Source organism: Xanthomonas cannabis pv. cannabis, assembly GCF_000802365.1.
GTDB lineage: Bacteria > Pseudomonadota > Gammaproteobacteria > Xanthomonadales > Xanthomonadaceae > Xanthomonas > Xanthomonas cannabis.
In genome coordinates this window covers 1-11,396 of record NZ_JSZE01000109.1, presented here as the reverse complement: position 1 = coordinate 11,396, position 11,396 = coordinate 1, and the positions used below count along the sequence as shown (strand labels likewise).

Annotated in this window: 8 protein-coding genes; 3 read left to right on the top strand and 5 right to left on the bottom strand. The window is 65.0% G+C overall.

Annotated features, from left to right (window positions below; genetic code table 11):
- Positions 1-172 precede the first annotated feature (172 nt).
- From OZ10_RS16495 to OZ10_RS16485, 3 genes are all read right to left on the bottom strand, one after another.
- Complete coding sequence (locus OZ10_RS16495) at positions 173-1,240, bottom strand: glycosyl hydrolase family 18 protein (RefSeq protein WP_039408857.1); 1,068 nt, start codon at positions 1,238-1,240, stop codon at positions 173-175.
- Positions 1,241-1,243: 3 nt separating this feature from the next.
- Entirely contained in the window at positions 1,244-2,929 is a 1,686-nt protein-coding gene (locus OZ10_RS16490; protein ID WP_039565943.1) for an alpha-L-fucosidase, read from the bottom strand.
- A 207-nt stretch (positions 2,930-3,136) separates the two neighbouring features.
- A complete protein-coding gene (locus OZ10_RS16485; RefSeq protein WP_039565940.1) occupies positions 3,137-5,866 on the bottom strand; it encodes a TonB-dependent receptor in 2,730 nt (909 codons plus the stop codon).
- Between the two features lie 715 nt (positions 5,867-6,581).
- On the opposite strand from OZ10_RS16485, the gene OZ10_RS16480 reads away from it, so the two are divergent.
- Positions 6,582-7,580, top strand: a complete 999-nt coding sequence (locus OZ10_RS16480; protein ID WP_202903028.1) for a glucokinase family protein — start codon at positions 6,582-6,584, stop codon at positions 7,578-7,580.
- 309 nt (positions 7,581-7,889) lie between these two features.
- On the opposite strand, the gene OZ10_RS16475 is transcribed toward OZ10_RS16480, so the two are convergent.
- Positions 7,890-8,624: a 16S rRNA (uracil(1498)-N(3))-methyltransferase gene (locus OZ10_RS16475; protein WP_039565935.1), complete on the bottom strand. Its 735-nt coding sequence runs from the start codon at positions 8,622-8,624 to the stop codon at positions 7,890-7,892.
- Entirely contained in the window at positions 8,615-10,033 is a 1,419-nt protein-coding gene (gene bioA / locus OZ10_RS16470) for an adenosylmethionine--8-amino-7-oxononanoate transaminase (protein ID WP_039565933.1), read from the bottom strand. The genes OZ10_RS16475 and bioA overlap by 10 nt, the downstream gene beginning before the upstream one ends.
- A 41-nt stretch (positions 10,034-10,074) precedes the next feature.
- Here bioA and nudE point away from each other — a divergent pair, with 41 nt between their 5' ends.
- Positions 10,075-10,623 (top strand): ADP compounds hydrolase NudE, encoded by a 549-nt coding sequence (gene nudE / locus OZ10_RS16465; RefSeq protein ID WP_039408877.1) that lies wholly within the window; start codon positions 10,075-10,077, stop codon positions 10,621-10,623.
- A partial coding sequence (gene cysQ / locus OZ10_RS16460) for a 3'(2'),5'-bisphosphate nucleotidase CysQ (RefSeq protein ID WP_039565945.1) occupies positions 10,620-11,396 on the top strand: 777 nt, incomplete at its 3' end. The genes nudE and cysQ, both read left to right, overlap by 4 nt.

Sequence of the window (11,396 nt, the reverse complement as noted above, 5' to 3'; positions counted from 1 at the left end):
GCACTGTTGCATGCGCGCAGCCAAGTGGAACGACACCATATCGCATCGACAGCCTTGCTCGCTCCTGCCGAAGACATCGAAGCGCGGCGGCCCTGCACAGTAGCAAAGCCGCCGCGGATCACGCAGGGACTGGCGCACGCTTCATCGCCGCGCGCCTGCCTGCAGTCGATGATCAACGCTGCGCAGTCGGCAGCTCGTCCCACACCTTGGGGTCTTCGGCGCCCAGCACCCAGCAGCTGAAACCTTCCAGGCCGTACTGCTTGGTCAGCTCGTAACGTGCCTTGAAGCTGCGTGCGTCCGGGCGGAACACCCACTCACGCATGTCGTCGCGATAGAAATAGAACCACGACTCCTGTTCGACCGGATCCCACTGCACGGTGGCGTTCTGTTCGATCGCCAGCGGGAAGGATTCGTCGGCATCGATATACGCGGCTGCGATGTTCGACGCTTCGGTGCCGTCTTCCTTCACCGGGTTGCCGGTGTACCAGCGGTAGCCATAGGTGGCGATGCCCAGCGACAGCTTTTCCTTCGGCACCTGGGTGATGGCGTAATCCAGGTGCTTCTTCATCCACACCATGCCATCGACCGGGCCGGGCGTGGTCCAGCGGGTGTGCTGGTCGTAGGTCATGATGCTGACCAGATCCGCAGCCTGGCCCAGCGCCTTGAGGTCGTAGGCACCGCGCCAGTATTCCCACATCCACTTGGAGAACTGGCCACCTTCGGCGTGGCCCGGTGCGTTAGGGACCACCGCCACCGACATCTTGAAACCGGCCTTGTGCAGCGCGTCTGCGGTCTGCTTCACCATCAAGGTGTAGGCATCGCGATCGGTCCAGGCGATGTTTTCGAAATCGAACTGGAAGCCGTAGTACTTGTGCTGCTTGCCGTGGATCAGCAGCGATTCGATCATGCGCTTCTTGGCGGCTTCGTCGTGCATCAGCTTGTGGAAGCCGTCGCGGCCGGTGGTCATCGACAGGATCGGCATCACCCGCAGCTTGTGCTGCTTGGCGATGTCGTACAGGTACATATTGGGCGTGCCGTTGACCAGGCCGTTCTGGTCGACGCCGTACCAGGTGGGCACCACCACATCGATCTTGTCGACGTTGGCAATGAACGAGTTGGTCGATTTCTGCGTGTTCATCAGATAGAACAACGCCGTGGGATTCTTGGCCAGGGCCGGGGCGCAGGCAAATGCCAGCGCAAGCAACATCCAGGTCAATCGCTTGCTCATGAAAGACAACATCCGTCAGGGAGTGGAGGAAGAAAGGTCGATGCGGAACACATACGCGCTCTCGCCGACCGGCTTGACCGGAAGCCGCAGGTGCAGGCCATCGGCGCGCTGTTCGAACGGGATCTTCTTGTCGTTGGCCAGCAAGGTCACTGCGCGCACGCCATCGGCGGCGTTGAGCGAGCGGATCACCGCTTCGCCATTGCTCGGCCAGCCGAGCTCGATCGCATACAACGCGCCATCGCGGGTGGTGAAGCGGAAATCTTCAGCCGTGTACGGCTTGGTCTTGACGTCCTGGAAGGTGCCGCCCACCACTTCGGTGGGGCCTTCGCCATACACGCGCCACGGCGTGCTGTCGTAGATCGCGCCGCCATTGGTCTTGAGCCAACGACCGATCGCCAGCAGGATGCCGCGCTCGGTGTCCGGGATCGAGCCGTCGGCGCGCGGGCCGATGTTGAGCATCAGGTTGCCGTTCTTGGCCACCACATCGGCCAGCATGTGGATGATGAAGGTGGGCGACTTGTAGGTGTCGTTTTCGATATAGCCCCACGAGGCGTTACTCACCGAGGTGTCGGTCTGCCAATGCGTGGGATGGATGCCGGTGAGCTGGCCGCGCTCGATATCCAGCGTGCCGGCACCTTCCGGGAAGGCGCCCAGCTTGTAGTTCACCACCACCCCGCGGTCGGCCTCGGTACGCGCCGCGCCCTGGTTGTAGTAATACGCCAGCATCGTCGGCAGGCTGCGGCGGAAGGTGGGATGGGCAATCCACCAATCGAAATAGATCAGGTCCGGTTGATAGGTGTCGATCAACTCGGTGGTACGCGCCAGCCAGTCGTCCAGCCAGGCCTGCGAGACCGGCGTCCAGTCGTTGGCCACGTCGGCGTCGTCCTTGCCCGGCAACCGCACCTGCGCCGGGCCGTACAGCGCGGCATAGCGTGGGTCGTTGACGTCTGAGTCGAACTTGCGCCCGCCATCGAAGAACCAGTTGTGTTCGGCGCGGTGCGAGGACAAGCCGAAGTGCAGCCCATGCGCGCGGATCGCCTTCGACAACTCGCCCAGCAGGTCGCGCTTGGGCCCCATTTTCATCGCGGTCCAGTCGGACAGCTTGGAGTCGTACAGCGCAAAGCCGTCATGGTGCTCGGCCACCGGCACCACATAGCGCGCGCCGGACTCACGGAACAACTTGGCCCAGCCATTGGGGTCGAACTTGGGCGCGGTGAACTTGGGAATCAGATCCTTGTAGCCGCTGCTGGCCTGCGGGCCGTAAGTGGCCACGTGATGCGCGAATTCCTTGGAGCCTTGCAGATACATGTTGCGCGAATACCACTCGCTGCCGAACGCCGGCACCGAGAACACGCCCCAGTGGATGAAGATGCCGAACTTGGCATTGTCGTACCACGCCGGTGATTGATACGCCTTCAGCGCGGCCCAGTCGGGGCGGAACGGGCCCTTGCGTGCACCGGCCTCGGCTTCGCGCACCAGGCGCTCGCGTTCGGGCGCGTACTTGGCGGTGGCATCGAGCCACTGCTGGTCGATGGCCTCCGGATTGAGCGTGGTGGCGGTCGGCGCGGTGGGCGATTGCGCGGCACTCGCATGCACGGCGGGCAACGCGAGCAGCAGAGCGAGCACGAGCGCTCGACTCCTGGGTGCAGCTCCGGCGTGGCGGCGGGATGGAGCCGCAGACACGCGGCTATCGGTCGTCATGGGAACTGCACTCCTGTAAGCGAAACGCGTCGGCCATGTTGCAACCGTGCGTGGATGGCAAAAGCGGGCCTGGCCATGCTTCCTCGATCGCGAAGGGGCGTGGCCAGTACCACTCCTTGATACAACATCAAGCTGTGCGCTGCGTGCAACGCACAGCTCAAAAAAAGGCGCGCCACCGTGGAGGGTCGGTGGCGCGCCGGTGCTACATCAGAACTTGAAGTTGAGCTGGGCCTGATAGCCGCGGCCGTTCTTGTAGAACGCCGTGGGTGTATCACGCGTGTTGCTGAAGACCCGGTAGGTGGAATCCAGCAGGTTGGTGGCGCCGAAGGTGATGCCCATGTAATCGGTGATCTGGTACGAGGCGTTCAGATCCAGCTGCTTGTAGGCATCGGCAAAGTCACGCGATTCCAGGCGGCCGATCTGGGTGAAGTACTTGGAGCGGTAGCTGTAGTTCACACGCACGGTCCAGTCGCCGTGTTCCCAGTACGGGATCACGTTATAGGTATCGCGCGACAGGTACGGCAGGTTCAGACCGGAGCTGGAGTCGGACTCGGCGAACGTGTAGTTGGCCTGCAACCCGAAGCCCAGACCGAAGGTCTGCTGGTAGTTGACCGCCACGCCCTTGACCTTGGCGTCGGACACGTTCACCGGCGTGGTCACCTGGTACAGGCCAGCAATGGCCGGCGGTGCCGGGTTCAGCTGCTGCGGAGTCGTGGCGCTGACGATGTAGGAGCTGATGTCGCGATAGAACACCTCACCGGACAACATGCTGGACGGCGCGAAGTACCACTCGGCAGCCAGATCGTAGTTGGTGGATTCGTACGGCTTCAGATCCGGGTTGCCGCCGTTGGCGGTCAGATCGCCGGTGCCGCTGTTGATGGTGAAGGTACCGGCCAGATCGGCGTAGCGCGGACGTGCGATGACCTTGGCCGCCGAGAAGCGCAGCACGGTGTCGTCGGTCATGTCGTAGGCGATGTTGAAGCTCGGCAGCGCCTTGCGATAGTCATTGGTCTCGGCGACACGATCGAAGCTGGTGCCGCCGTCGTTGCTCTGCCAGAACTGCGACTTGTCGGTGGTGTCCACCAGACGCACGCCGACATTACCGCGCCACTGGCCCGACTCGAAGTTCAACTGCGTGTAGATGTTCTGGGTGATTTCCTTGACATCGAACGAGGCGCCGAAGTCGGTGCGGTATGCGCCCTGCGGCTGCGACAGCAGATAGTCGCGCACGGCGCCCAGGCCCGCAGTCGACCAGGTGGTCAGGTCGCCGCTGGCGCCCAGGCCGTCATACAGGCTGCTCGGCGTGCTACCGGGGTTGAACTGCGTCAGCGACACCGCGTCAGTGGAGTTGATACGGTTGCCGCGCGCATCCACGCCGTTGTTGTGGTTGATGTACTTGTAGCCGAACTGCAGCTTGGTGAACGGGCCCCATTCCAGGTCGCGCGAAGCATCCCACTGGAAGTACTTCTCGTCGTCCTTGCTCTTCTGGTAGGCGATACCGCCTGCCTGCATGATCGGCGTGCTAGTGCCGGGAACGTTTCCCTGCTGCCCGGGAGCCAAACCTGCCGGATTACCTGGCAAGACCCAGTTCGCTGCTCCGCCGTTGTCGTAGTTGACCGCGGTGTTGCGACCATCAAACGCGTAGTTGTAACCGCCGTCCTGCATCAGGAACTTCATCAGGTATTCGGGGTTCTTTCCGCCGGTCGCTTCGGTGTAACCGGCCTGGGTGGTGAACACCCACTTTTCGCCGGACCAGTCATGACGCAGGTTCAGGCTCTTGGTAGTGACGGTGCTTTCACGGTAGTTTGCGTCCAGCTGGGAATATGGTTGCGCGAGTCCGCTATCTGCGAAATTCGCGGAGGTGACCACTCCATTTTGCACTGTCGCCCTGTCTATCAGTCGCATGTTGCTGATTTGGACAGCATTCCCGTTTTCATCGACAGAGCCATCCGCTGCCGGTGAACTGCAGTTTGGGCACACATAACGCGCCTGGCTGAAGTTGTTGTACTTGCCCTTGATGTACAGACCGGTCAGGTTGAACTCGTTCTGCTCGTCGGGTTTCCACTGCAACGCGCCCTGCAGGCCACTGCGCTCACGGGTCTGCTGGAAGAACGCGCTGCTGATGCCGGCGGGCACACGTGCGGTGGCCACATCGCTGCCGTCGCCGGTGATGGTAGCGCTAGCGGGAATGTTGGCACCGGTGGTGTAGCCGAAGTATTCGATACCGGCGCGTGCCAGGTCCTGCTTGTCGTGCGTGGCGGAGATCAACGCGCCGAAGGTCTCGTCGTCGTTCTTCCAGCTCCACAGCGCCGAACCGCGCGGATTGCCTTCTTCCGAGCGATCGTTGTAGTTGTAGCCGATCGAGCCGCGGATGGTGTTCTTGGGCAGCTCCAGCGGCTTGCGGGTATGCACGATCACGGTGCCGCCGATCGAGCCTTCGTCGATGCGTGCCTCGGGGGTCTTGTAGACCTCCATCAGGCCGATGATTTCCGGCGACAGCAGGGTGTAGTTGAAGGTACGGCCGCTGGTGTCGGTCGGGTTACCGCCCCAGTCACCGGACGCGATGGTCTGGCCGTTGAGCAGCACGCGGTTCAACGCCGGGTCGGTGCCGTTGATGCTGACCTTTTCGCCTTCGCCGAACTGGCGGTCGACGCTGATGCCCGGCAGGTGCGACAGCGATTCGGCCGCATTGATGTCCGGGAACTTGCCGATGTCTTCGGCGCTGATGGCATCGACGATGGAGTTGGCCGAGCGCTTGACTGCCTGGCTTTTTTCCAGCGATGCGCGATAGCCGGTGACGGTAATGGTGTCCAGCTCGGTGGTGGCCGAGGATGCGCCCGCAGGCGCCTGTTGTTCTTGTCCGGCAGCCATTGCAGAGCCGGAGCAGTACAGAGCGGCGGTGATACAGAGTGCTAACGTCGTGGTGCGGCTGTGCATGGCTAAACCTCGTTGGTTAGTGCTGTGAGCGCGCGCCGTGGAAAGGCATCGCGCTCGGCGTGGCCGGCAAAACAACACGCCCTGACCGATCGCGGTGATCGCACTCCGTGCTCGGCAACGGCAGCAGGCGGTGTCGATTCGCGTGGTAGAGGAGGTGTCCCCCGTGTGGTGAAGCGGTGGAGCGAACGCGATATCGGCGAGCCCGGCGTCTGGCGACGCAGAACCCGCGAACCTGGAATCAGCAGGGAGGGGAAGAGCCGTTCTTCAGTACCGAACAGTCCATGGCCCCTCCTGCCAGAACCCCGATTTGGACCGAGTCTCGCGTAGCGCTGACAGCGTTGTCAACACGTCGTCACAGATCTCTGATGCAGCTGCGATTGCGCTGCAATGCAGCATTTTTGCAGCGCGATCGTCGACGTAGTCGACCAGGTGCGTGCGCACGTACTTCCGTCGCGCGGGGTTGATTAGCGCTTTCAATGCTGGAAACGTTTTGTGCCGCAGCGTTTGGCGAAATCTGTGCCGGAATCGTCGCCATGCATGCGGATTTTTCGGGGATGATGGGGCCGGCCCTGGATTGCCTTGATTGGGGTCTCCACGGTTGCGTTACACAGCAATTACTGACAACGTTGTCTACCCGCTGCCGTTCGTCGGACAACGGGACCTGACGCCAGCCCGCTGCCACTTAACAGGAGAATGCGTGAGCGCAAGCAGCCCAATGGAAGCGGTGGCCTTTCCGCGCCCCGACACCTTCGTTGCCGCAGACGTGGGAGGGACGCATGTGCGCCTGGCGCTGGTCTGCGAGAGCGCCGATACAGGCAAGCCGGTCACGGTGCTGGACTACCGCAAGTACCGCTGCGCCGATTACCCGGACCTGGCCGACATCATGTCCGCGTTCTTCGCCGAACTGGGATGTGCGCCGGTGCAGCGCGGCGTGATCGCCAGTGCCGGATACGCGCTCGAAGACGGCAGCGTGATCACGGCCAACCTGCCATGGGTGCTGGCACCGGAACAGATCCGCCGCCAGCTCGGCATGCAGGTGCTTCATCTGGTCAACGATTTCGAGGCGGTCGCCTACGCGGCCAACTACATGACCGGCAGTCAGGTGATGCAGCTCTCCGGCCCGGCGCAGGGCGCGCCCGGCCCGGCGCTGGTGCTGGGCCCCGGCACCGGCCTGGGCGCGGCGGTGTGGATCCCCAACGGCGCCCACCCGGTGGTGTTGCCGACCGAGGCCGGCCACGCGGCGCTCGCCGCCGCCAGCGATCTGGAAGTGGCCTTGCTGCAGGAACTGCGGCGCACCCGCACGCATGTCGGCACCGAGACCTTGTTGTCCGGCCCGGGGCTGTTGAATCTCTATCACGCACTGGCCAGGTTGCGCGGCGAGCGGGCCGTCCATGGCGGGCCGGCCGATGTCACCGCCGCGGCGCTGGCCGGCAACGACGTGCTCGCGCGCGATGCGCTGCAGGCGTTCTGCGGTTTCATGGGCAGCGTGGTCGGCGACATGATGCTGCTGTATGGCATTCGCAGCGGCGTCTATCTGGCCGGCGGATTCCTGCCGCAGATCGCCGACTTCATCGTCGCCAGCGACTTCGTCGCCCGCCTGCTCGACAAGGGCACGTTGCGCCCGGCGCTGGAGCAGGTGCCGGTGCGCATCGTCGAACACGGCCAGCTCGGCGTCATCGGCGCGGCCAGCTGGCTTCTCCAGCATGCTCGCTAGGCCAGAACCCCCGGAGCGCATCCGCGCCGCAGGAGCGCCTGCGGCCGCAAGGGCCTTAGCCAGAGCACCGGCATTAACTGAAACGTCGCTCTAACCAGCGCCGCCCTCCAACCCATCTCGCGACCGCAGAAGCTTCGTAGGGCGCCCTTGGGCGCGAGAGGCCTTACCGACAAACACCAGGACGATCGGAAACGTCGCTCCGCAGGAGAGCCCCATCGCGCCCGGGTGCGCTCCTACGCGTTACCGGGGCGCTGCCTGCGTCGGGCTGTCCCACGGACCTACAAACGATCCACCCGCCACGTCGGCGCCCTATAGATCCCCGAACCGCGACTGCAATGCGGCAATGGCGGCCAGCCCGGCGGTTTCGGTGCGCAGGATGCGCGGCCCCAGGCGCAGGCCGGTGAACCCGGCGTCGGCCAGCGTCGCCCGATCGCGCGGTGACCAGCCGCCTTCCGGCCCGATCGCCACGATGACGTCCCGCTGCGTGCCCGCGCTCAAGGTGCCCAGGCGATGCTCGCCCTGCGGGTCCAGGGTCAGCCGCAGCGACTGCGGGTCGCTGGCCACTGCCGCCTCCTGCAGGCCGGTCGGTGCTGCCAGCGCCGGGACGCGCGCCCGGCCGGATTGCTCACAGGCAGACACCACCACACTGCGCCAGTGCGCCACGCGCTTTTTCAGGCGCGCCGCATCCAGCTTCACTTCGGTGCGTTCGGCGTTTACCGGCACGATGGCTGCAACGCCCAGCTCGGTGGCTTTCTGCAGGATCAGATCCATCTTTTCGCCGCGGGCGATGCCCTGGATCAGGGTGATGCGCAGTGGCGATTCGTTCGCCAGCGGCTCGGCACGTTCCACCATCGCGCGCGCCTCGCGCTTGCCGGCCACGGTGATGCGTGCGTGGTAGTCGCAGCCATCGCCATTGAACAGGATGCAGGCATCGCCCTCGCGCAGCCGCAGCACGCGCAGCAGGTGGTTGGCCGATTCCTCGGGCAATGTCACTTCCTGGTCGCACTGCAGCGGCAGCGCAACATGGGAGCGGGTCACGCGCATGCGACGGCCTCCTCGATGGCCTGGCGCGTGGTTGCCGCCAGCAAGGCAAGCTGCGCCTCGTCCACGCAGTACGGCGGCATCCAGTACAGCACGTCGCCCAGGGGGCGCAGTACCACGCCACGGTCCAGCGCGGCGCGATACGCCTTCAGGCCGACACGCGCGGCCGCGGGGAATGGCGTGCGCTTGTCGCCGCCACGGGTGAGTTCGAAGGCGACGATCATGCCGGCCTGGCGCACGTCGGCCACGGCGCGGTGTTCGCCGATCTGCGCGGCCAGGGTGCTCATGTGTGCGGCGGTGTGCTGGTTACGCGCAATCACGTCGTCGTCTGCGAAGATCTGCAAGGTCGCCAACGCGGCCGCGCAGGCCAGCGGATTCCCCGTGTAGCTGTGCGAGTGCAGGAAGGCGCGTTCGCGCGAATCGTCCAGGAACGCGTCGTACAGCTGCTGGGTGGCCAGCACCGCCGCCAACGGCAGGAAGCCGCCGGTCAGGCCCTTGGACAGGCACAGCAGGTCGGGCATCACGCCGGCCTGCTCGCAGGCGAACAAGGTGCCGGTACGGCCGAAGCCGGTCGCAATCTCGTCGGCAATCAGGAATGCGCCGTGCGCATCGCACAAGGCGCGTGCGCGGCGCAGATACGCCGGGTGATACATGCGCATGCCGCCGGCACATTGCACGCGCGGTTCCAGGATCAGCGCGCAGATCTCGCCGGGCGCTTGCTCGAACAGTGCCTGCAGCGCATCGGCGGCCTGCAGTGCGTACGCTTCCGCACTTTGCCCGGGCTCGGCCAGGTAGGCATCGGGCGAGGGGGCGAAGGTCGCTTCCAGCAACAGCGGCGCATACACGCGCCGGTAGAGCGGAATGTCGCCCACCGACAACGCGCCGATGGTCTCGCCGTGGTAGCCGTTTTCCAGCGCGATGAACCGCGTGCGGCGATGCTCGCCACGGTTGTGGAAGTAATGGAAGGCCATCTTCAGGGCCACTTCCACTCCAGCCGAGCCGTTGTCGGCGTAGAACACCTTGGACAACGGTGCGCGGTCGGGCTGGCGTGGCGCAATGGCCAGCAGGCGCTCGGCCAACTGCACCGCCGGTGCGTGCGTGAAGCCGGCCAGCATCACCTGCTCCAGCGTGCCGGCCTGTTGCGCGATAGCCGCACCGATGCGCGGCTCGGCGTGGCCGAACAGGTTGGTCCACCAACTGCTGACCGCGTCCAGATAGCGGCGGCCATCGTGGCCGACCAGCCACGCGCCGCTGCCGCTTGCGATCGGCACCAGGGGGAGCGTGTGCGGATGCTCGCGCATCTGCGTGCACGGGTGCCACACCACCGCAAGATCGCGTTGCCGCCACTGTTGGGCAGCTTCGGAGGCTGCAGGGTCTGCTAGGATTTCGGGCTCATGAACATGTCGATGCATCTGCCTATTCTATCGGTCCGCTCCGCGGCTGCGTGCCACGCATGAGCCCGCGTCTGCCGACCATCCACAAGATCACCGATCTGGGGGACGGGCCGTTCCGTCGCCAGCAGCTGGATCTGGAGTTTTCCAACGGGCAACGCCGCCTGTACGAGCGCCAACTCAGCCAGGGTCATGGCGCGGTCGTGGTGGTGCCGATGCTCGACGAGACGACGGTGCTGCTGGTGCGCGAATACGCGGCCGGTGTGCATCGCTACGAGCTGGGCCTGGTCAAGGGGCGCATCGATGCCGGCGAGACCCCGGAGCAGGCCGCCGACCGCGAGCTCAAGGAAGAAGCCGGCTATGGCGCGCGCCAGGTCCAGGTGCTGCGCGCGATGACGCTTGCTCCTACTTATATGAGTCACCAATCCTGGTTGGTGTTGGCGCGCGATCTCTACCCGGAGCGCTTGGTGGGCGACGAACCGGAAGAGATGGAGGTCGTGCCCTGGCCACTGGCGCGTCTGGACGAGTTGATGCTGCGCGAGGATTTCTCGGAGGGGCGCTCGCTGGCGGCATTGTTCATCGCGCGCGAGTGGCTGGAGCGCAACCGGTGATCCGCATCCCGATGGAATTGCGCGAAACCGTGATCGCCATCGCCCGTGAGGCCGGCGAGGCCATCATGCAGGTCTACGCGCAGGACTTCGCGGTCGAGATCAAGGACGATGCCAGCCCGCTGACTCAGGCCGACCTGGCTGCCAACCGCGTCATCGTCGACGGCCTACGCCGGGTCACACCCGATGTGCCGGTGCTCTCGGAAGAGTCTGCGCATGTGGCCTGGGAAACACGTCAGTACTGGACCAGCTATTGGTTGGTCGATCCGCTCGACGGCACGCGTGAGTTCGTCAAACGCAACGGCGAGTTCAGCGTCAACATCGCATTGATCCACATGGGCGCGCCGGTGCTCGGCGTGGTGCAGGCGCCGGTCGATGGCCGGGTCTGGTACGCCGCGCGCGGCGAGAATGCCTACCGCCGCGAGGGCGATCGCGACGAGATGCTGCAGACCCGCACCCCGGCCGCCACGCCATTGCGGGTGGCGGCCAGCCGCTCGCATCGCGACGCGCGCACCGCCGCCGCGCTGGAGCGCATGGGCGAGATCGACGTGGTCGCGCAAGGGTCGTCCTTGAAGTTCTGCCGCATCGCCGAAGGCGACCTGGATGTCTATCCGCGCTTCGGCCCCACCTCCGAGTGGGACACGGCGGCTGGCCAGTGCGTGCTGCACGCCGCCGGTGGCGTGCTGCTGGCGGGCGGCTCCGGCAAACCGTTCCGCTACAACCGTCGCGACACGCTGCTCAATGGCGACTTCATCGCGATGGGCGATCCCAATCTG